The sequence below is a fragment of the Janthinobacterium sp. CG_23.3 genome (assembly GCF_046115965.1).
Classification (GTDB): Bacteria; Pseudomonadota; Gammaproteobacteria; order Burkholderiales; family Burkholderiaceae_D; genus Janthinobacterium.
In genome coordinates, this window is the sequence record NZ_JBJXIB010000023.1 from 1 (window position 1) to 21,282 (window position 21,282).

Below are 21,282 nucleotides of genomic sequence, written 5' to 3' on the forward strand. Positions count from 1 at the left end.
AGAAACCAGTGGGGGTGTTTTTGTTTTTTTTTTGTGGAGTTTGTTGGGGGGGGGAGGGTGGTGCTCGACACCCCCCCCCCCCCCCCCCCCCCCCCGGCCCCCCCCCCCCCCCCCCCCACCACCACCATTTTTAGGAGCCATCATGGCCGAAATCGTATCCCGCCAAGCAGCAAAGATTGTTGCCGGCACCAAGCTTTCCCCGCACGAAGCCGCAGGCAAGAAGCGCGTCTACGTCATCACCTCGCCGGCCGCCGCCGCTTGGGCGCAGAACGACATCTTCGCGTCGGGCGTGCGCCTGCCGATCGGTAGCCGCATCCTGTGCAATTCCTACGTCAGCAACGAGGCGATGGGCGCCGGCGTCACGCTCGACGTCGGTCTGCGCGACTGGACCACCAAAGTGGCTATCGACGCCGACGGCATCGCCGCAGCTGTGGACGTGGCCGCCGCCGGCCGCACCAGCCTGAACAACGGCGCCTTCGTCGCGGCCGGCGTCGAGTACGTCACCACCGTCGTTAGCGAGATCTACGCCACGCTGGGCGGCGCCAACCCGACCGATGACAAGCAGATCCGCATCGAGGTGTGCGTGGTCACCACCGACTAAGCAGCAGCGTTTCTCCTCCTACCCTGTGTGGGTATTTCGCCGGGGCCATGTGCCCCGGTTTTTTCATGAGGCCCGACAATGGCTACTTCCGTTTCAATTTGTTCCAACGCACTGGTCATGGTCGGCGGCAAGCCGTTCTCGTCGTTCGATGAGCCGAAGGACAACGTGCGCACCGCCGCCGTGCTTTACGCGAGCGTGCGCGACGACGTGCTGCGCCTGCATTCGTGGAACTGCGCGACCAAGCGCGAGCTGCTGGCGCCGCTGGTGACGCCTCCCGCGTTCGACTTCACGCAGCAATTTTCCCTGCCCGGCGACTGGATACGCACACTACAGGTCGGCTACGAAGGCGACCCCATCCCGTACCGCAGCGAAGGGCAGCGCATCCTGGCCAGCGTCACCGTGCTGCCGCTGGTCTACGTCTACCGCAACGACATCGAGGCGACCTGGTCGGCGAACCTGATCCACGTTGTCGAGCTGGCCATGGCCGCCAAGATGGCCTATTCGGTCACCGCGTCGGCGAGCCTGCGCGACAGCCTGCGTGACGAGTACGCGCGCGAGCTGAAGGTGGCGAAGGCGATCGACGGCCAGGACGATCCCCCGGAAGAGTTCATGTCCGGCACGTTCGTTGAATCCCGCTTTTCGTAGGAGCAGCCCATGCCACGCGTCACAATCGACCAAACGAACTTCACCGCCGGCGAGGTGTCGCCGAAGTGCTACGGCCGCGTCGACGTTACTCGCTATGCAAACGGCGCCGCCGCCATGCCGAACTGCATCGTCAATATCCACGGCGGCGCCGAGCGCCGGCCTGGCGGGCTGTTCGTCGCGCCCACCAAGACGGCCGCGAAACGATCCCGCCTGGTCCCGTTCATTTTCAGTATCACCCAGGCCTACATGCTGGAGTTCGGCGACCTCTACATGCGCGTCTACGTGCAGGGCGGCGGCCAGGTGCTGGTGGCGGGCGTGCCGTACGAGATCGCCACGCCCTACACCGAGGCGATGTTGACCGACATGGACTTCACGCAGGGCGCCGACACGATGTTCCTGTTCCACCAGGGCGTGCCGATCAGCACGCTCAAGCGCCTGGCGGTCGATCTGTGGGCGTTGCAGGCCGCCCCGATTGCCGTCCAGCCGTTCGACGAGATCGGCCACACCTTCGCCGTCGCGCTTACGCTGTCGCTGGCCACCGTCGGCGTCGGCCGCACCGCCACCGCGGCGAGCGCCGTATTTCTGGCCGCCGACGTCGGCCGCCGCATCACCTACCTGTCGGGCATCGCCAAGATCACCGGCTATACCAGCCCGACGGTGGTGACGGTGGAGATCCTGGCCAGCTTCACGACGACGGCCATCCCCGCCAGCCTGTGGGTGCTGGAGGACTCGCCGCAGACCGATTGCACGCCGTCGGCGAAAGACCCGGTGGGCGCGACCATCACGCTGACGCTGGCGGCCAGCGGCTGGCGCGCCGGCGACGTCGGCAAGTACGTCCGCATCAACGCCGGCCTGTGCCTGGTCACCGCATTCACCAGCGCCCTGATTGTCAACGCGACCATCAAGGAAGCGCTAAGCGCGGTCGTGGCCTCGCCGGCCAGCGCCTGGACACTTGAGGCATCCGTCTGGAACGCGATCAACGGCTATCCCGCCACCGGCGCCCTGTACGAGCAGCGCCTGGCCGTGGCCGGCTCGATCAAATTCCCGCAGACCGTGTGGGGGAGCCGGTCCGGACTGTTCTTCGATTTCACAATCGGCATCAACGACGACGACGCCTTCAGCTTCGCATTGCCGTCCACCGGCCAGATCAACCCGATCCGCCGCATGGCGTCCGCCGACGCGCTGATGCCGATGACCTACGGCGGCGAATACACGATGAAAGGGGGTAACGACAGCCCGCTGTCGCCGACCAACGTCAAGGCCCGTGCGCCGTCCGTCTACGGCTGCAACTCGGTCAAGCCGATCCGCATTGGTGACGAGGTGCTGTTCGTGCAGCGCGCCGGCCGCAAGGTTCGTTCGATGGCCTACCGGATCGAGTCCGACACCTACAAGGCGCCCGACCTGACGGTGCTGGCCGAGCATATCACCGTGTCCGGCATCACCGAAATGGCCTATCAGCAGGAGCCGCGTTCGACGCTGTGGTGCGTGCGCGCCGACGGCAAGATGGCCGTGCTGACGCTGGACCGCGACGAGGGAGTTACCGCTTGGGCGCCGCAGAGCACCACCGGCTTCTACGAATCGGTGGCGTCGATCCCGAGCGTCGACGGCGACGAGGTTTGGGTGGTCGTGAGGCGCACCGTCAACGGCGTGGCCAGGCGCTACGTGGAGCGCTTCGACGCCAGTCTGTACACCGACTGCGCAATCCTCGGCGCCGACGCTGCCGGCAAGGCGGTATGGGTCGGCCTTGGCCACTTGGAAGGGGCGACGGTGGCCGTGCGCGCCGACGACACCTACATGGGCACCTTCACCGTGGCGGCCGGCGCCATCACGCTGCCGCGCAACGCCTTCGCGGTCGAGATCGGCCTCCCGTTCACCAATAGCGTCACGCTGCTGCGCCCCGAAGTTCAGGCCGGTGACGGCACCGCGCAGGGTAACAAGCAACGCGTGCACGAGGTATCTATGCTGCTGTCCGACACCATCGGCGCCAGGATCAACGGTGACGAGATCGCATTCCGCTCGTTCGGCCCGGACCTGCTCGACGTCCCGCCCGAGGAATTCTCGGGCTTCAAAAATCTCGGGTTGACCGAGTGGTCAAACGGCGACGCCGCAATCACGATCACTCAGGACGAGCCGTATCCGTTCCACCTGCTTGCCGTCGTGCGCAAGATCACCATCAATAGCTGAGGACACCATGAGCATTCGAGTAGCGACGCTGGACGACCTGCCGCGCATTCTGGATTTGGGCGAGCTGCTGCACAAAGAAAGCCCGCGCTGGTCGCGGCTGACGTTCAACAGGGACAAGGCCGCGGCGTTCATGCGCATGCTGCTGACCAGCGAAAGCGGGGTCGTCTTCGTGGCCGAGCGCGACGGCGTGGTCGTCGGCGGCATCGCCGGCTACGCAGAGGCGCACTGGGCGAGCGATGACGTGCTGGCGAACGAAGTCAGTTTTTTCATGGACCCGGGGGCGCGCGGCAGCATGGCGCCGACCCGGTTGATTTGCGCCCTTCGCGCGTGGGGCGAGATACGCGGGGCGAAATGGCTGCACGCCGGCACGTCCACCGGGCTGGACCCGGAACGCACGGCGGGGCTTTACGAGCGGCTGGGCTTCACCAGGTGCGCAATTGGATTGAAGGTTGAATATGGGAATTGAAACAGCAGCGCTACTCGCCTACGCGGCGGTGGCATCGGCAACGGTAGGCGCCGGCGCCGCGATCTATAGCGGGGTCCAGCAGCGACAAGCCGCCGACGACAACGCGGAGCTGGCCCGGCGCCAGGGCGTTCAGGAGAAGGACGCCGCCGTCGCGCAGGCCGAGAAAATCAGGAAGGCCGCGCGCGCGCAGGCCGGCGCCGCCAATGCCGCCCTGGCCGCGTCCGGCGTATCCATCGGCGAGGGAACGCCGGTTCGCATCAACGAAGAGATATACCGCGATTCCGAGAGCGACGCCTACAGCACGCTGCTGACCGGATCCCGCCGCCAGCGGACCAACAACGACCAGGCGGGCATATTGACCAACCAGGGCAACGCCGCGATGACGTCCGGTGTGATCAACGCCGGCGCCAGCTTGCTTAGCGCCGGCGCGAACTACACGAAATGGAAGGGTACGAAAACATGAGAATCCCCACCGGCAATTTCGGCAACGTCACCGCCCAGCCGCAGGCACAGGCCCAAGTCCCGGGCGGCAACGGAATCGGCCAAGCCGTCGGCAATCTCGGGCAGGCTATCGGGCAGGTCGCCAGCCAGGCCGCCAGCGAGATCGCCGAGAGCGCGGAGAAATTGAAGCAGGCCGAGCTGCAACAGCAGCGCGCGCAGGCGGGCGCCACGCTGGCCACGCTGCAAAACGACCTGCACGACGTGCACGACGAGATCGGGCGCAGCGTCACCGACGGCAAGATGCCGGCCGCCCAAGCCATCCCCGAATTCAAGAAACGCATGGGCGAGGCGGTCGGCGCACGCACCAAGGGCTTGACGGTCGAGCAGCAGCAGCTTATCAACGACCACGTTATCAAGGCCGGCGGCACGCTCGAGCGCAACCTCAACGGCATCGCCATCGAGCGCACGCGCGCCGACACCGGCGCCAACCTGGCCGCGATGGGCGAGCAGTTCCAGCGCGCGGCGATGCGCGACCTGCCCGGCGCCATCAGTCAGTGGGATTCCTCCGTCGACGCGATGGGGCCGGCCGCCGGTTGGGACGCCGGGAAGATCGCCGCGGCGAAGCAGTCGTTCAAGGAAGGCGCGACCTACAACTTTGAGGACCGCTCCCTGGTGGCTGCCGCAGAAACCGGCAAGTTGGATTTGGTGGTGGCTGCACGCGCGCGGCTGGAGGGTCCTGACGGCGAAGTGCTCGACCCGGCGCGCCGCACCGCGCTGATCACCAAGGCCTACGGCTACGAAAACGGCATCGTCGCATCTGGCGTGCGCGATGCCGAAAAGCTCAAGCGCGAGCAGGAAGCCAAGGAGAACAAGGGCCGCGACGCATTCAAGGACGCACAGACCATGATGCTCAACGGGCGCTACCTGTCGACCGACTACATCGCCGAGCTGGCCAACGCCACCGCCGGCACCAGCGCCGCGCCGGCCGTGCAAGCGCTGGTGAAGTCCCAGGCGCTGGTGGCCGGCTTCGCCTCGCTGCCGCTGTCGCAGCAGACCGCCGCCATCGAGCAGCGCCGCGCCGCCGGCTCGACACCCGGCATCGGCGCCTCGCCGGACCAGGAGGCGCTGACCAACCGCATGGAGCAGATCCGCAGCGGCGGCCAGAAGGCCTACGCCGAGAACCCGTGGACGGCGGCGCAAGAGCGCGGCGTAATCCCGCGCGCGCCAGAGGCGCAGCTCGGGGACGTTGCCGGCGCCATGGTAGTGCTGGGCGAGCGCATGAAGCAGATCGGCACGGTGGAAGCCGCCGCCGAGCGCAAGGTGTCGCCCCTGCAGCCGCAGGAAGCCGAGCAGATCGGCCGGCTGGTGCAGGCGCTGCCGCCGGACAAGCAATCCGACGCGCTTGCCGGTATCAGCAAGGTGGTCGGCGACGGCGACCGCGTGGCGGCGCTGGCGCGGCAGATCGACGCCAAGGACAAGATACTCGGCACGGCCATGATGGTGGGCGACCTGCAAACCTCTCATGGCCGGTACGTCAGCGAGCTGGTCATCAAGGGCGCGCGGGCGATCAAGGACAAGTCGATCATGATGGACGAGCGCAAGGAAACCGGCTGGCGCGGCGCCATATCCATCCAGATCGGTGACGCCTTCCCGAATCAGGAACTGCGAGACAAGTTGATCGACGCCGCCTATTACGTGCAGGCCGGCTTCGCGGCCGAGGGCGGCGGCACCGACATCAGTCGAGCAATCCGCCTGGTGGTCGGCCCCATCGTGGAGCACAACGGCAGCAAGATCCCGCTGCCGCGCGGCATGGAGGAAGGCGATTTCAACAAGCGGCTCAGGGCCGTGCAGCCGGCCAGCCTGGCCGCGCAGGCGCCCGGTGGCCAAGTCTTCGTCGGCAAGAGCGCCGTGCCGCTGGAGCAATTCGTGAAGTCGCTGCCCGACGCCGTGCTGGTGCACGCCGGAGCCGGCCGCTACAACGTCCGGGCCGGCATGGGCCTGGTGACCAACGCGCAGGGCAAGCGCATTACCGTGGAGGTGCGCTGATGGCCATCGATGATATGTTCCAAGAAGGTACCGACAAGGTGCTGGATTACCAAGTAACGCGGCCACTGCAAGCCCCGCCGGCGCGGCCGTCGTTCGGCGCCAGCGCCTGGGGAACCTTCAAGGCGCCGTTCGCCGGCGTCGGGGCCGGCGCCAACGAGGTGGCCGGCTTCGCGTCCGACATGCTGGGTGCGTTCGGCACGATGCAGGCGGGCTATGGCGCGCAGACCGACCCGAGCCTGTTGTTTGATTCCGCCGCCGCCGACAAGCGCAGGGTCGAGGGCGCGCCGGCGCGGGCCAGGGTCCAGAGCGGCGAGGCGTTCAGCACTGAGACCGGCACCGAGTTCCGCGCCCGGGCGAACAGCTTCGCCCCGGACCCGCAAACGGCGAGCAAGGCCGATCAGATCCTGTTCGGGCTGACCCGCTTCGCCACCAAAGCGGTCGGCTACTCGCTGGCGGCCGGCGGGGCACCGGGCGCCGTGATGGCCGGCGCCGACGAGGGCATGACCGAGGCCGGCCGCCTCAAGGCGCAGGGCGTCGACTTCGAGACGCGCACCACCGCCGGCGCCGCCATGGGCGTGGCGACAGCGGCGGCCGTGGCGCTGCCGTTGGCCGGGCGCACATGGTTGCAGACCGCCGGGCTTTACGCCGCCGGCGGCCCGGGCGGCTTCATCGCGCAGCAGGCCGCCAGCAAGGCCATCTTGCAGCACGCCGGATACGACCAGATCGCCGACCAGTACGACCCGTTCGACCCGGTGGGACTGGCCGTGGCCACCCTGGTCCCGGCCGGCTTCGGCGCCTACGCGATGCGCGGCATCAAGGCGCGGCCGATTCCCCCGGCCGGGCCGGCGCCGCGCGAGCTGGCCAGCATGGGCGGCAACGAGCGCCTGGCGCTGAAACACAACGACACCCGCCTGGACGCCTACGCCGTCACGGCGGCGCAGCGCGAGGGCATTCCGCCCGAGGCGCTGTTGGCGATCAAGAATGCCGGCGAGCGCTCCAACCCGACGCAGGTATCCCCGGCCGGCGCCAAGGGCGTGATGCAGTTCATGGACGCCACCTGGGCCGCCTACGGCAAGGGAGATCCGCGCGACCCGGTGGCATCGATCGACGCCGGCGCCCGCTACATGAAGGATCTACTCAAGCAGTACGACGGCGACGTGCGCGCCGCGATCGCCCACTACAACGGCGGCGGCAAGGCGGGCGCGGCGGTGCGTGCTGGCCGCTATGCCCCGGCGCAGGAGACGCGCGCCTACCTGCAACGCACGGACGCCTATATCGCCGAGCGCGGCGGCGCCGAGGCCGGGCGCGCCGCTGCAGCCGATCCCGAAGCGGTGGCCGCAGCCCGCGTGGCGCTGGTGCGCGAGACGGTCGAATCGTGGAACCTGCGCGACCCGGCCGACATGGTGGGCGCCCAGGAGCACCTAACCGCCGTGCTGCGCGCGCAAGACCAGATCGGCGCCGGCGCGCGCGTCGATATCGGCGACGCCGTGCCGATCGATCTCCTTGGCCGCGCCCGGCTGCTGGACGACTTTACCGCGCGCCTCGAGCAGACCCGGGCCGAGCTGCTGCCGGAAGCTGCGGGCCTGGCCCCTGCCGGCGACGTTGGCGCGCTGCGCCAGCAGATCACCCGGCTCGAGCAAAGCCGGCCCGGCACCGACGACGCGACGCTGCGCGCCACCGCCAAAGAGATTCAGGCGGCCGAGGGCGTCAGCTACAAGAGCGCGCTGTCGGCGGCGAAGAAGCAGACCGGCGCCCAGCTTGCCGACATCGCTGGCCAGGTCGAGCGCCTGCAACGCCAGGTCGACGCCCACCGCGGCGCTGCGGAAGCGCAAAAGACCGTCAAGCACCTGGACGACCAGATCGCGCAGGTGAAGGCCGACCGCGCCGCCGTCGACGCGCCAACGCCGAAGCCGTCCGCGCTGGCCGTCCGCCAGGCCGTGGCCGAGCTGCCCGCAGCGAAACCGGTGAAAAGCGAAACGGCGGCGCCGGCACCCGCGCCAAAGGCCGCGCCAGCCGTCGCAGATCAAGCCCCAGGCGTCGCAGCCGGCAAGGCCGATGCGAACCCAGTCGCCGCGCACATCGACGCCCAGGCGGCCGAGATCGCGGCGCTGTCGCCCGACATGATGGTGCAGCTCGAGGGGATGGATGCGCCGATGCGGCTGGCCGATGCGCTGGAGGCCGTGAAAGCCGAGGCGGCGCGCGATGCCGCCGACGCGCCGCTGCTCCAGGTGGCGGCCGAGTGTTTCTTGCGGAGTGCTTAGATGCCGCCCAGCAGGATGGCGCCGGCGATGAAGGCGCCGGCCAAGGTCAGCCCGCCCATGATTTTGAGATAGGCCTTCAGGGCTTCCCAGGCGACCTTCTTGCTGCCAGAGCCGCCCCATACCGCCAGCGGGATGATGGAAACCATCACCGCCAGCGCCAACATCAATTTGAAGAAAGTGTACATACGCCATGAAACCACAATGCCGCCAAGCTGTCGAGCGCGCCGCCGGCCGAACATTGACGCAAGCCGAAATCAAGAAGATCGAAGACCGCATCAGCGGCACGATGCGTAACCTCGCCCGCACCGACCCCGCCGGCTGGCGCGCCAAGGGCGCCGACCAGCGCGTGCTGGACGCCGCCACCCAGGCCATGGCCGACATTCAGGCCGAGGCCGCGCTCAAGGTGACGCGCGCCGGAATGCAGATTATCAAGACCGCCGCGATGGAAAGCCGCGTGGTCGACCTGATGGCCAGCTATGCCGAAGGGCGCAACAAGGCGCTGGTGCACGAAATGGACAACACGCACAGCTACATCGAGGGCGTCAAGCGCGAGACGATGGGCAATCTGATGGACCTGCTTGACGCCGTGAACAGCAAGCAGGGCGCCAGCGCCGGCCGCAAAACGATGATGGTGCTGTTCGACGCCGAGAATCCGCAGATGAGCCGTGACCTGGCCACCGAGATTTTCGAGAATGCCGCCGGCAGCACCGGCAACGCGCTGGCCAAAGCCGGCGCCAAGGCGTGGCTGGAATCCATCGAGGGCATGCGCCAGCGCTTCAACGCCGGCGGCGGCGACGTCGGCCGGCTCGACTACGGCTACCTTCCGCAGCCGCACGACCAGGGGCGCGTGCGCGGCGACGCCAGCCCGGCGGCGCGCGACAAGTGGGTGCAATCGATCATGCCGCAGCTCGACCGCGGGCGATACCTTCAGGAGGACGGCGCGCGGCTGACCGACCAGCAGTTGGCGGGCGTGCTCGAGCGCGCATGGGAAACTATCGCCACCGGCGGCCTGAACAAGATGGAACCGGGCAAGTTCAGTGGCAGCGGCGCGCGCGCGAACGCCGGCAGCGAGACCCGGCAGATCCATTTCAAGGACGCCGGCGCCTACCTGCAGTACATGGGCAAGTACGGCGGCGGCAGCATGTACGACGCCATGCTCGGCCATATCGGCGGCCTGTCGCGTGATATCGGCCTGGTCGAGCGCTACGGTCCGAACCCGGCCCAGCAGATGCGCCTGCAGATGGACCTGGCCGAGAAGGCCGACACCGGCGTCAAGCGCGCCTTCGGCCTGCGCCCCGAGAGCTACTGGGACCTGCTGAACGGCAAGACCGGCATGGCCGAAAACGGCAACATCGCCCAGGTGGCGCAGGACCTGCGCAACATTCAGGTGTTCGGCAAGCTGGCCGGCGCCGTCATCTCCAGCGTCACCGACGTCGGCAGCTACTTCGTGACCACCGGCTTCAACAAGCTGCCGTACTGGGAAGCCCTGAAAAACATCGGCAAGCAGCTCGACGGCGACACGCGCGACTTCCTGACCATGCACGGCGTCATCGCCGAAACGATGGTGTCGAACCTGAACCGCTGGAGCGGCGACAACATCAAAAACACCTGGTCCGGACGGCTGGCCAACAGCACCATGAAGCTGTCGCTGATGAACGCGTGGACCGACACGCTGCGCCGCTCGTTCGCCATGACAATGATGGGCGGCCTGGCCAAAATGTCGAAAACGGAATGGGCCGCGCTGACGGAATGGGACCGCTCGCACCTGGGCCGCAAGGGCATCACGGCCGACGACTGGGACGTGATCCGCGCCGGCCAGCTCACGCAGTTCAACGGCGCCGACTTCCTGACGCCCGAGGCGATCCGCGCCAGCGCCGACCCGCGGGCGGGCGAGGTGGTGGCCAAGGTGCTGGGCCTGATCACCGACGAGTCGGAATATGCGGTCATCAATCCGGACCTGGCCACGCGGGCGATGGCCAGCGGCGGCGGCCTGTCGCGCGGCACGGTGCGCGGCGAGCTGGCGCGCTCGGTGATGCAGTTCAAATCCTTCCCGATCGCCATGATCTCGCGGCACTGGCGCCGGATGATGGAGGCGCCGCAGGGACTGGACGGCGCGCCGGGAATTGTTGGCGGCCGATACGGGGCAATGGGTGTCGGCCCGGTTACTGTCAACCGCCTGATGTACGGCGCGGCCATGATGACGTCGCTGACGGCGCTGGGCGCGGTGGCGTTCCAGACCAAGCAGATCGTCCAGGGCAAGGACCCGGTCGACATGACCACGCCGAAATTCTGGACCCGCGCGCTGGCGCAGGGCGGCGGCATGGGCATCGTCGGCGACTTCATTTTCACCGACCCGACCGAGAACCCGGGCGACGCCACCGCGAACGCGATCAAGAACGTGGCCGGGCCGACCGTCGGCAGCGCCTTCGATATCGGCTACAAATTGGGCGTCGAAAATATCTACGAGGCGGCCAAGGGCAAGGACACGCACCTGGCGGCCGAGAGCATCCGCGTCGGGCGCAGCCATTTGCCCTACGTCAATCTCTGGTACGCCAAGGCGGCGCTTGACCATGCCGGGCTGCATGCGCTACAAGAGAACTTAAGCCCCGGCTACCTGGGCCGCATGCAGCAGCGCGCGCGCAGGGACTGGGATCAGCAGTACTGGTGGGAGCCTGGTAATGGCGGCCCGGATCGGGCGCCGGATTTAACAGCCGTAGGAGGCAAGTGATGCGTCAAGACCAATATGAAAAGCTGCAGGCACTGGCCGAGAAGTTGACGGACGCGTTTATCGCCGAGGCCGACCCGGACAGCTGGCCCGGCGCCGGCCTCGGCCCGGCGGCGATGGACCAGCAGACCCGGGGCGACAGATACTGGTGCAAGAAAAACGCTGCGGCGACGCTGTCGGTGATCGTGCGCACCACCAGCCTGATCGGCATCATCCAGCAGCGCAGCGCCGCCGGCGCGCCGGACGGCGTCCAGCAGCAGCCGCAGGACGACGAGGAAACCGGCCTCGACGCCGAGGTCAAGGCGGCCGAGAAGGAAGCGGCCAAGCTACTCGCCAAAATGCAAGCCAGCATGAAGAAGGTTCATGGAAAATAAGATCCGCTTCCTCGCCTTCTTCGTGATGTGGGCGAAGGTGCAGGGCTGGACGGTTCCGCTACTCCACGTCCGCATCTGCCAGTGGCTGGACGAGTGCGACGACCCGGTGCGGGTGCTGATGGTGTTCCGCGGCGCCGCCAAGTCGACCATCTATGCGGTCTACAAGGCGTGGCAACTCTACCGCGATCCGACCTGGGTGTCGCTGATCTGGGCCGCCGACGGCCCGCTGGCCACCAAGCTGACCCGCGACACCATCAACGTGCTGCGCCGGCACCCGCTGTGCGTGGGCATGCTGCCGACAAAGCCCGGCGCCCAGATGTTCTGGGTGGCTGGCGCCGTCGACGCGCGCAACGCCAGCATGACCGCCACGGGCGTCAACCAGAACGTCACCAGCGCCCGCGCGCGCGACATCGACTACGATGACGTGGAAGTCCCGAAGAACATCAAGACGCCAGACGCGCGCGAGAACCTGCGCAACAAGATTCAGGAATCGACTTTTATTCTCGTCCCGGGCGGGCGCGAGACCTACATCGGCACGCCGCACACGCACAACTCGATCTATCCCGAGCAGGTGGCCGCCGGCGCCGCGCTGCTGAAAATCCCGCTGTTCGAATCGAGCGTGCGCTACGAGGAGACCAGCAAGGACACCCGCTACCGTTTCGACTTCACGCCCGGCGCCGACGGCCTGTATGTGGTGCTGGGCATCCACCGCTTTTCCCGGATGCTGGTCGAGGGCGCCGACTACCGCGTCGAAGGCCAAGAAATAGTGTTCGACCGGCCGCCTGGCGTGGTGATGGACATATACGCCCACTGCGCCTGGCCCGAGCGCTTTACGCGCGACGACATAACCCGGCGCCGCAAGAAGACCCGCACGCTCAACTACTGGGACAGCCAATATATGCTCGAAGCCAAGCCGATCAACGAGTGCCGCCTCGACCCGGCCAAGCTCAAGGCGTACGACCTGCAACCGGTCATCGAGAGCGCCAACCGCCAGGTGCGCATGATGCTGGGCAAGGTGCAGATCGTTAGCGGCCGCGGCTACTGGGATCCCTCGCTCGGCAAGGCCGGCGGCGACGCCAGCGCGCTATCGGTGATCTACGACGACAACCTGGGTAACCACTACTGGCACGTTTGCGAGGGGCTGGTGGGCGAGTTCGCCGAATTCAGCGACACCCGCAACACGCAGATCATCGCCGGCCAGGTGCTGCAAGCCTGCGACCTGATCCAGAAAGCGAATGTCCTGCACGTCTACGTCGAGACCAACAGCATCGGCAGCTTCGTCGGCAAGCTGCTGATGCGCGCCATCAAGCAGCGCGGCCTGCACTGTGGCGTCACCGAGATCACCACCAACGCGAACAAGAACGAGCGCATCCTCGGCGCGCTGGAAGCCCCGATGAAGTCGGGCGTGCTGTGGGCGCACGTCGACGTGCTGGACGGCCCGCTATGGGACCAGATGAAGGACTGGAACCCGGCAGTGAAGTCGCAGCCGGACGATTACCTGGACAGCGGCGCCGGCGCCATCGAGCAAGCGCCAGTGCGCATTAACCATTTAGTCGGGATTCCGACCGACAACATGCGCAAAGATTGGCGCCAATCAACTGGCGTCTTCGAGGTGACGCTGGAAACCTGAGCGTCGCCGGCGGTGGCGCTCTCACAGAGAGGCCGCCGTGTCCGTATCCAATCAAGAAACAGTTTTTCATTACGTGGGCAACGGGGTCACCGTCACATTCCCCTACGCCTGCCAAGTCCAGCTCGCCGCCGATCTCGACGTCTACCTCAACAACACGCTCATTACCAGCGGCATCACCATCAACGGTATTGGCGCGCCAACTGGCGGTAGTGTTACGTTCGCCGCCGCGCCGGCCAGTGGCGCCAGCGTGCGGTTGGAGCGCGTCGTAGAGTTGACACGCATCACCGACTATCAGCAAAACGGCGACTTCCTCGCGCGCGTCGTGAACCCCGACTTCGATCGGTTGTGGATGGCGTTACAGCAAATGCTGGCGGCACTCGGCAGGACTATCAGATTTCCACCATCGGAGGCTATCGACGCGCAGGTGCTGCCGGTCATCGCCTTGCGCGCCAATACCTTGCTCGGCTTCGATTCTGCCGGCGATGTCGTCTCCGTGGCACCGGCGGATCAAAGTGCTTCGGCGCTGGCGCTGGCGCTGGCCGGACCGAATGGCGTTCTTCAAGTCGGCAATGCGGCGGATGCGCGGGTTCTGGCAGCTTCGAATGGCGTATCCCTCATCGGGATAATTCGCGCTGCAACTGGCGCGGTTGCTGCAACCGCAGATAATTGGTTTCAGCGGCAAGATATTCACGTGTTTGAATTTATGTCGAGCGCTATGATTGCAGACGTTGAGTCCGGGGCTATGGCGATGGACCATACGGCGGCAGTTCAATCAGCCATCAATGCCGCAGTGACGAAAAAGCGAAAAGGGGTGCTGTTCGGGGCCGGAACATTCAAAATCTCCTCGCCGATTACTTGGCATAACGCAACCAGTATGGACCAGCCGGGGATTGCATTTGTAGGGGACGGGCGCGATGCCACTATCCTGCGGTCATTCATCGCCAATGGTCCTGTTTTCGATATCCGTGGCACCAAGAGTTTCGCGTCAGGCGGCACAGGCTCGAGGTTTTTCAACGGCGGCGGCATCTACGCAATGCGGCTGGACGGGCAGAGCGCGACCGGTACATCGGACGGTATCAGCGTTCAGGGCTGGCAGTACGCCGAGATTGTAGGGTGCTATATCACCACGTTTCCGCGCGACGGCGTGCGCCAATGGGTCGATACCGGGTTCCCCAACGCAGACTATTCATCGTCGAGCATCAACATCATCGACACATGGCTGTGGGATTGCACGGGCCAGGGCGTCAACCAGACCGGGGCAATAGGGGCATGGTCGTGGAAGTTCGAAAAATCACTGTTCGGGTACTGCGGCATGGGCGCGACGATCACCAGCGCCGGCAACGCGTTCTTCGATTGCTCATTTGTAGGAAGTGGCTACTCGCCTGCGGGCGTGGCACGTTCGGGCGGCTCCCACCTTCAGATTGGATCAATTGCAGGCGGCACGAATCGTATCACCATGCGCGGCTGTGAGTTTGATTTCGCACGCCTGGCTCACGTGAAACTTGACTATTGTTCCACCGTCACGATCTCGCAATGCCGTTTCATTTTCAACGACCGGAACGCGACGGGAACGCTCACTCCAAGCGTAGGCGGCGTGGTCATCGCGCCGGATGGCGCGGGATCAAATGTCGTTGGCGTTCATATTGATCATTGCAACGTGCGAATCGACACGGCGGGGACTTGTAACGCATTCGTAATCGCTAATTCGTCAAACACGATAAATATCCGAGTGGTTGATACGACGTACTCAAATAACTCCAGGGCTACGCTGAATAAATACGTTGGATTCACATCGTCTAATTTCAATGTCCGCTACGATTATTGCGCGATAGACGGCGGGCTGTCGTCAGATTGCATACCGGGCCGACCGTTGCCGGAATACATCGGACAGGCTACCTCGCCCACCGTTCCGGCGTCGGCCGTCGTAATATTCGGCACGCAAGAAGCGCTTAACCTACAGATTTTTGCGGCCACCTTGTACAACACAGCGACCGGCGTATTTACCTGTCCAGTAACAGGGTACTACGACGTTGCATTCTCTATCGTCGTGGTTAGCGCCACGACCGCCGAGTATTATCAATTCCAATTGAGAAAAAACGCCGTACTTGTGACCGAATTCAATTTTTCGGGCAACTCGCTTTACCGAACTCTTATGGCCGGAAGTCATCGACTGCACTGTAACGCGGGAGATGCGATTGATATTTTTTCTTCCGGGGTAAGCGGGAAGGCCATCACTGGAAGTTATTCGCAATTTTTTATTAAGTTGTCTCCGTGGCCCGTGTGAGTATTGTGCAAGACCAGTTAGTCAGGAATCTAGAAACAAATTCACAATCTGCCCTGATTTTTTCCTGAGTGGGCGGCGCAGGCAGCAATACGATTAATGCAGTTGTCACGTCAATGGAATAAAGGATCATGATGTCAAATCAAGAATTACAGAAAGAGGGCCGCCGCCGTCCAGATCGCCAGCACGACCTTGTGCGAGCTGTCGTGGTTGCTGTGCGCGAGGAAGTTGCCGCTCAAAGCATCCCCGACGACATGCACCGCGAGCATCACGCGTATCTGGTTGAGGTGATCGACGAGAAACGGCGCAAGCGCGAGACGGCCGAGAAGATCAAGGCAAGTGTCGGCGGGTGGATGATTATCAGCGCGCTATCGGGCCTCGGCACCGCTGCGTACCAGGGCTTCAACTGGGTCAGGGAGCACATGAAATGAATTTTGACGAAGCGTTCGACGAGCTGCAAATTAGCGAGGGCGGCTACAGCGACCACCCCGACGACACCGGCGGCGCCACGATGTACGGCGTCACCGAGCGCGTGGCGCGCGCGCGCGGATACGCCGGGGATATGCGTGCGCTGCCGCTGGCGTTCGCCAAAACCGTCGCCCGCGCCGACTACTGGGACAAATTTCAATGCGACCAGCTCGGCCCGGTGCTCGGGTTCCAGGTGTTCGACGCGGCGTATAACGGCGGGCCGGCGGCGAAGTGGCTACAGCGCGCGGTCGGCGCCACCGAAGATGGCGTGATCGGCGCGAAGACCATCGGGGCGCTGCGGGGGGCCGACCCGATCAAAGTCATGGCGCGCTTCAACGCGTACCGCCAGCAGTACCTGGCCGGGTTGGCCGTCTGGCCCTCGTTCGGCAAGGGCTGGGCGCGCCGCATCGCCGAAAATTTGTTGCTGGGGGCCGCGTAATGGATCCGGTTACCATCGCGCTCGCGCTGGCCAGCCAGTTCGCGCCCAGCATCATCAAGTACTTCACCAACAGCGACACCGCCGTCGCCGTCGCCGGCCAGGTGATCGACATCGCCAAGACCGTCACGGGCAAGGGCGAGCCGGAAGAGGCGGCCGCCGCGCTGCGCGAAGACCCGGCATTGGCGTTTCAGTTCAAGACGGCGTTGATGGCGAACGAAACCGAGCTGGAGAAGCTCCATTTCGCCGACAGGAAGGACGCCCGGGCGCGCGACGTGGCGTATATTCAGGCAGGCAAGCGCAACGTCCGCGCCGACGTAATGGTGCTGCTGGACGTTGTCGGCCTGATCGCCTGCCTGCTGGTGCTGTGCTTCTTCCACGACTCGATCCCCGGCGAAGCCATCGGGTTGATCTCCACCATCGCGGCCACGTTCGGGCTATGCCTGCGCGATGCACATCAGTTCGAGTTCGGATCGTCCCGAAGCTCGCAGACCAAGGACGCGACAATTTCCAACCTGTCGAAGTGATGTGAAGCGGACCTCGAGCCGGCGCGCCGCCGGCGGCCGCCGAGCTAAATGCATCGGTTAAAGTTTTTTCGCCAGCTGAGCTGCTGTTTCGTTGTAGTAAACCTGCAACATTCTCAAATCCTTGTGCCCCACCATGCGCGCCAGCTCAAGCACATTTAGCTTTTTGGCCAGCCTGGTGATAGCCTCATGCCGCGTATCGTGAAAGGTCAGATCGTGGATGTCCGCACGCACACGAGCTTTGCGAAACAAGGCGTCGAGGCTTGCCGACGTGATGCCGAAGCATGTCGCGCCGTCGGTGGGCAGTTCCTTGATGAGTTCGATCGCACGCTTCGACAGCGGCACGTCGCGGCTGGTGCCGTTCTTTGTACGGGGCAAGTGAGCCACGTTGCCGCTGACATTGGCGGGCGTGAGGCCGCAGATCTCGCCGGCGCGCATGGCCGTCTCGATTGCGAACAAGAAAGCGGCGGCCACCGCGCTTGATTTGTTGGTGACCTCGCCGTCGTAGCCGAGGGCAAGGCAAAGCCGGTCGATCTCGTCTTGGCTGACGAGCCGGTCCCTCGGCGCCGCGTCTTTCGGGCGCCGGACGTCCGTCGTCGGGCTGTCAGCCACCCATTTCCATTCCCGGCGCGCGATCGTGAATACGTGAGATATGAGGTTCATGTCCCGGTTGACGGTCGATCCCGATACCGTCTTGAGGCGCATGTCGCGCCATTTCCCGAGCAAGTCGGGCGTGACTTCCGCCAGCAGCAGGTCGCCGAATGCTTTGCCGGCAACTTCGTGCCTGGCGATCGCGAGCATGCGGATTTCCTCCCAGCGGCGCCCGGGCTTGTGCACCGAGACCTCTTCGGCGTAACGCTCGAAGGCCGCGCGGCAGGTCTTGCCCGTGACGATGCCGGTAGCATCGCTGCGCCGTAGCTCGACTTCGCGCGCGGCCGCCCAGGCGCTTGCCTCGGCCTTCGTGCTGAACGTCTTTGATTCCCGCGTGCCGAGGATGGCGATTTCCGCTCGCCACCCGCCTGCCCGCTTTCTTAGCGATGCCATAGGCTCTCCCTTTTGGCGTAATCATGGCGTAAATCCGGCGTAGTTACCAGCGGTTTTATCGGTTTTAATCGGTGGTTGTCGGAATGTGCAGGCGAAAAAAAATCCATTAAACCCTTGATTTTATTGGATTTAATGGACTTTTCGGTACTTATCGATTGTGTTCGTTGGTGCCCGGGACCGGAATCGAACCGGTACGCCCTTACGGACACGAGATTTTAAGTCTCGGGTGTCTACCAGTTTCACCACCCGGGCAACGAGGCAAGATTCTAGCACAGGTTGCGGGAACGCTACCATAGCAATCGCCCTGCGCATTGGTGCGCGAGACCCGGATAGAAGCTGCGACTCGAACCCTTACAGCAAACTTGGGACGATGAGCAGAGGTCAGCCCACGGGGGCGCGAGGAGCGACCTGCATGGGGCCGGACCGTCGCCGCTGACGACGAATCTCTTCCATTGATCCTGCAGTTGGGCGCTGAGCTGGAAATTAACGTATATCCGACGTCGGACGATGTCGTGTCTGATCAGGTCCGTCAATACGGGTCTGGACCAAATGGAACGTAAGCGAGGGCTACGGGGTGCCTTTTAACGCAGGTGGAGACGATCGTCGCCAGCCCCGCCAGCGCCTCGCCCAGTTTCACCTCTCCGTCGGTGAAATGGAAGGGTCGGACCGCGTCGCCGGCGGTTATCCCGCTTGGCAGGCGCAAGTCATGTTAAACATGACGACTACACGGTGCCATTGAAATGCTTGGTGAAGCCCATCCAGCACTGGTAGTAGTCGGGCTGCAGTTGCGGCGAGGCCAAGGCGTGGGCGGTCGGGCAGATCACGTCGCGCGTCTCGAACATGAAGGCCATGGTCGCATCCACCTTGTGCGGCACGCTGGTGTCGCTCGCGCTGGCCTTGTCGAAGGTCGGCGCGTCCGGTCCATGCCCGCTCATGCAGTTGTGCAGGCTGGCGCCGCCCGGGCGGAATCCGCTGGACTTGGCGTCGTACTCGCCTTCGATCAAGCCCATGAATTCGCTGGCGACGTTGCGGTGGAACCAGGGCGGACGGAAGGTGTGTTCGGCGGCCAGCCAGCGCGGCGGAAAGATGACGAAGTCCAGCGTGTCCACGCCCGGCGTGTCCGACGGCGCCTGCAGCACCAGGAAGATGGACGGGTCCGGATGGTCGTAGCTGATCGAGCCGATGGTGTTGAAGTGGCGCAGATCGTACTTGTACGGCGCGTAGTTGCCATGCCATGCCACTACGTCCAGCGGCGAATGCGCGATGGCGGCCGACCACAGGTTGCCGCCGAACTTGGCGACCAGCTCAAAATCGCCTTCGCGGTCCTCGTAAGAGGCGCGTGGCGTCAGAAAGTCGCGCGGGTTGGCCAGGCCGTTCGAGCCGATCGGGCCCATGTCGGGCAGGCGCAGCAGCGCGCCGTAGTTTTCGCAAATGTAACCGCGCGCCTCGCCATCCGGCAGGCTGACCTGGAAGCGCACGCCGCGCGGCACCACGGCGATTTCCCGCGGCGCCACGTCGAGCACGCCGAGTTCGGTGGCGATGCGTAGCCGCCCCTGTTGCGGCACGATCAGTAGCTCGCCGTCGGCGTTGTAGAAGTAGCGCTTGTCCATTGACCGGTTGGCCGCGTACAGATGGATGGCGCAGCCGCTTTGCTGCGCATGCGAGCCGTTGCCGGCCATCGTCACCCAGCTGTCGATGAAGTCGACGGGCGCCTGCGGCATGGGCAGCGGGTCCCAGCGCAGCTGGTTTGGCGGCGCGGCGACGTCATCGAAACGGCTGACAATGCGGTCGTTGCCAATCTGGCGGAACGGTTGATGCATCGCCGCCGGGCGGATGCGGTACAGCCAGCTGCGCCGGTTGTGCGCGCGCGGGGCGGTGAAGGCGGTGCCGGACAGTTGCTCGGCATACAGGCCGTACGGCGCGCGCTGCGGCGAATTCTGATGCGCGGGCAGGGCGCCGGGCAGGGCTTCGGTGGCAAACTCGTTGCCGAAGCCGGACTGGTAGCCGGGGTGTTCGAAAGAAGGGCTCATGCTGTCTCCTGGAGGTCGGTATATGAACAATGTAGTGCAGCGGCGCCATTTTTACGATATAAATACAAAAATTATGACTATTCACAATGTAAATGGAGGTGGCATGCAGCTGCGCGACTTGGATTTGAACTTGCTGGTGGTGTTTCACGAAGTGTTCCGCGAACGCCAGATTTCGGCGGCCGCCAAGCGCCTGCGGCTGACGCAGTCGGCGGTCAGCAACGCGCTGGCGCGGCTGCGCCGCAGTACCGGCGACGAGTTGTTTGTGCGTACCACGAGCGGCATGCAGCCCACGCCCTACGCCGAGCGCATGGCCGGACCGGTCGCCGCGGCGCTCGCGCATGTGGAACAGGCGTTCAACCCCGACGAGCCGTTCGAGCCGGCCACCAGCCGGCGCCGTTTCAGCATTGCCATGACCGACGCCGGCGAGATGTATTTCATGCCACGGCTGATCGCCGCCTGCACGGCGGCGGCCCCGCATGTCGATATTGTCTCGGTACGGGCCGGGCTGGTTGACCTGCGGGTCGAGATGGAAGCGGGCCGGGTCGACCTGGCCATTGGCGCCTTCGACGACGCCCCGGCCGTGCTGTACCAGCGCCGCCTGTTTCGCCAGGAGTATGTGTGCATGTTCCGCCGTGGCCACCCGCTCGGCGAGGGGGCGCTGACGGTCGAGCGCCTGGGCGCGGCGCGCCATCTGCTGGTCACCTCCATGGAAAGTCCCTACGACGGTATCAATCAGGCGCTGGCCGACGCCGGCATTGCGCCCGGCAGCAGCTTCAGCGTGCCGAATTTTGCCGCCGTACCCTACATCGTTGGCAGCACCGACTTGGTGGCGACCGTGCCACAAAAGTTGGCCGAGCGCGCCGCCGCGGCGTTCCAGCTCGAGTATGTGAAATCGCCACTGCGCCTGCCGGCGCTGCAGACCAATATGTTCTGGCACCGCCGCTATAACCTGGATGAGGGCGGCCGCTGGCTGCGCGCGCTGGTGGCGGACGGCTTCGCCGGCTGAGGAAGGCCCGACCACCCTGCAGTCTATGCGTAACTTCATCGGGCTCAAGGAGCTCATGGAGGCCAGCGAGGACGCCGCGCGCGCCGCTCCGCCTGCTTGAGCTTGATAGCTATCAACAGC

Annotated in this window: 18 protein-coding genes and 1 tRNA gene; 15 read left to right on the plus strand and 4 right to left on the minus strand. The window is 65.1% G+C overall.

Annotated elements, in window-relative coordinates; genetic code table 11:
* The first annotated feature begins 142 nt into the window (after nucleotides 1–142).
* The 7 genes from ACFDR9_RS08210 to ACFDR9_RS08240 all read left to right on the plus strand — a co-directional run bounded on the left by ACFDR9_RS08210 (nucleotide 143) and on the right by ACFDR9_RS08240 (nucleotide 8,644).
* A complete protein-coding gene (locus tag ACFDR9_RS08210) occupies nucleotides 143–601 on the plus strand; it encodes a hypothetical protein (protein WP_409030692.1) in 459 nt (152 codons plus the stop codon).
* Nucleotides 602–679: 78 nt separating this feature from the next.
* Complete coding sequence (locus ACFDR9_RS08215) at nucleotides 680–1,246, plus strand: hypothetical protein (protein WP_409030693.1); 567 nt, start codon at nucleotides 680–682, stop codon at nucleotides 1,244–1,246.
* A gap of 9 nt (nucleotides 1,247–1,255) precedes the next feature.
* Nucleotides 1,256–3,430, plus strand: a complete 2,175-nt coding sequence (locus ACFDR9_RS08220) for a hypothetical protein (RefSeq protein ID WP_409030694.1) — start codon at nucleotides 1,256–1,258, stop codon at nucleotides 3,428–3,430.
* Nucleotides 3,431–3,437: 7 nt separating this feature from the next.
* Entirely contained in the window at nucleotides 3,438–3,896 is a 459-nt protein-coding gene (locus ACFDR9_RS08225; RefSeq protein ID WP_409030695.1) for a GNAT family N-acetyltransferase, read from the plus strand.
* Entirely contained in the window at nucleotides 3,886–4,359 is a 474-nt protein-coding gene (locus ACFDR9_RS08230) for a hypothetical protein (RefSeq protein ID WP_409030696.1), read from the plus strand. Before ACFDR9_RS08225 ends, ACFDR9_RS08230 begins: the two co-directional genes overlap by 11 nt.
* Nucleotides 4,356–6,383 (plus strand): hypothetical protein, encoded by a 2,028-nt coding sequence (locus tag ACFDR9_RS08235; protein WP_409030697.1) that lies wholly within the window; start codon nucleotides 4,356–4,358, stop codon nucleotides 6,381–6,383. The genes ACFDR9_RS08230 and ACFDR9_RS08235 overlap by 4 nt, the downstream gene beginning before the upstream one ends.
* A complete protein-coding gene (locus ACFDR9_RS08240; protein ID WP_409030698.1) occupies nucleotides 6,383–8,644 on the plus strand; it encodes a lytic transglycosylase domain-containing protein in 2,262 nt (753 codons plus the stop codon). Before ACFDR9_RS08235 ends, ACFDR9_RS08240 begins: the two co-directional genes overlap by 1 nt.
* Here the strand turns inward: ACFDR9_RS08240 and ACFDR9_RS08245 are convergent.
* Nucleotides 8,641–8,829: a hypothetical protein gene (locus ACFDR9_RS08245; RefSeq protein WP_327076188.1), complete on the minus strand. Its 189-nt coding sequence runs from the start codon at nucleotides 8,827–8,829 to the stop codon at nucleotides 8,641–8,643. The genes ACFDR9_RS08240 and ACFDR9_RS08245 overlap by 4 nt on opposite strands.
* Nucleotides 8,830–8,834: 5 nt before the next feature.
* Between ACFDR9_RS08245 and ACFDR9_RS08250 the strand changes: the two genes are divergently transcribed.
* The 7 genes from ACFDR9_RS08250 to ACFDR9_RS08280 all read left to right on the plus strand — a co-directional run bounded on the left by ACFDR9_RS08250 (nucleotide 8,835) and on the right by ACFDR9_RS08280 (nucleotide 17,085).
* Nucleotides 8,835–11,372: a hypothetical protein gene (locus ACFDR9_RS08250; RefSeq protein ID WP_409030699.1), complete on the plus strand. Its 2,538-nt coding sequence runs from the start codon at nucleotides 8,835–8,837 to the stop codon at nucleotides 11,370–11,372.
* Nucleotides 11,372–11,743, plus strand: a complete 372-nt coding sequence (locus ACFDR9_RS08255) for a hypothetical protein (protein WP_409030700.1) — start codon at nucleotides 11,372–11,374, stop codon at nucleotides 11,741–11,743. The genes ACFDR9_RS08250 and ACFDR9_RS08255 overlap by 1 nt, the downstream gene beginning before the upstream one ends.
* On the plus strand, nucleotides 11,733–13,373 hold the full coding sequence (terL, locus tag ACFDR9_RS08260) for a phage terminase large subunit (RefSeq protein ID WP_409030701.1): 1,641 nt from the start codon (nucleotides 11,733–11,735) through the stop codon (nucleotides 13,371–13,373). The genes ACFDR9_RS08255 and terL overlap by 11 nt, the downstream gene beginning before the upstream one ends.
* A 37-nt stretch (nucleotides 13,374–13,410) precedes the next feature.
* Nucleotides 13,411–15,657 carry a C1q-like domain-containing protein gene (locus ACFDR9_RS08265; RefSeq protein WP_409030702.1) on the plus strand — a complete coding sequence of 749 codons (2,247 nt, stop codon included), beginning with the start codon at nucleotides 13,411–13,413 and terminating at the stop codon, nucleotides 15,655–15,657.
* 128 nt (nucleotides 15,658–15,785) lie between these two features.
* Nucleotides 15,786–16,085, plus strand: a complete 300-nt coding sequence (locus ACFDR9_RS08270) for a hypothetical protein (protein WP_409030703.1) — start codon at nucleotides 15,786–15,788, stop codon at nucleotides 16,083–16,085.
* Nucleotides 16,082–16,561 (plus strand): glycoside hydrolase family 108 protein, encoded by a 480-nt coding sequence (locus tag ACFDR9_RS08275; RefSeq protein ID WP_409030704.1) that lies wholly within the window; start codon nucleotides 16,082–16,084, stop codon nucleotides 16,559–16,561. Before ACFDR9_RS08270 ends, ACFDR9_RS08275 begins: the two co-directional genes overlap by 4 nt.
* The gene (locus ACFDR9_RS08280) at nucleotides 16,561–17,085 is read left to right on the plus strand and encodes a hypothetical protein (protein ID WP_409030705.1); all 525 of its coding nucleotides are present in this window, start codon (nucleotides 16,561–16,563) and stop codon (nucleotides 17,083–17,085) included. The genes ACFDR9_RS08275 and ACFDR9_RS08280 overlap by 1 nt, the downstream gene beginning before the upstream one ends.
* 57 nt (nucleotides 17,086–17,142) lie before the next feature.
* On the opposite strand, the gene ACFDR9_RS08285 is transcribed toward ACFDR9_RS08280, so the two are convergent.
* The 3 genes from ACFDR9_RS08285 to hmgA form a co-directional block, all read right to left on the minus strand.
* Nucleotides 17,143–18,126, minus strand: a complete 984-nt coding sequence (locus tag ACFDR9_RS08285; RefSeq protein WP_409030706.1) for a tyrosine-type recombinase/integrase — start codon at nucleotides 18,124–18,126, stop codon at nucleotides 17,143–17,145.
* A 165-nt stretch (nucleotides 18,127–18,291) separates the two neighbouring features.
* A tRNA-Leu gene (locus tag ACFDR9_RS08290) sits at nucleotides 18,292–18,378 on the minus strand.
* 470 nt (nucleotides 18,379–18,848) lie between these two features.
* On the minus strand, nucleotides 18,849–20,156 hold the full coding sequence (gene hmgA / locus ACFDR9_RS08295; RefSeq protein WP_409030707.1) for a homogentisate 1,2-dioxygenase: 1,308 nt from the start codon (nucleotides 20,154–20,156) through the stop codon (nucleotides 18,849–18,851).
* 103 nt (nucleotides 20,157–20,259) lie between these two features.
* On the opposite strand from hmgA, the gene ACFDR9_RS08300 reads away from it, so the two are divergent.
* Nucleotides 20,260–21,162 carry a LysR family transcriptional regulator gene (locus tag ACFDR9_RS08300; RefSeq protein ID WP_409030708.1) on the plus strand — a complete coding sequence of 301 codons (903 nt, stop codon included), beginning with the start codon at nucleotides 20,260–20,262 and terminating at the stop codon, nucleotides 21,160–21,162.
* The last annotated feature ends 120 nt before the right edge of the window (nucleotides 21,163–21,282 follow it).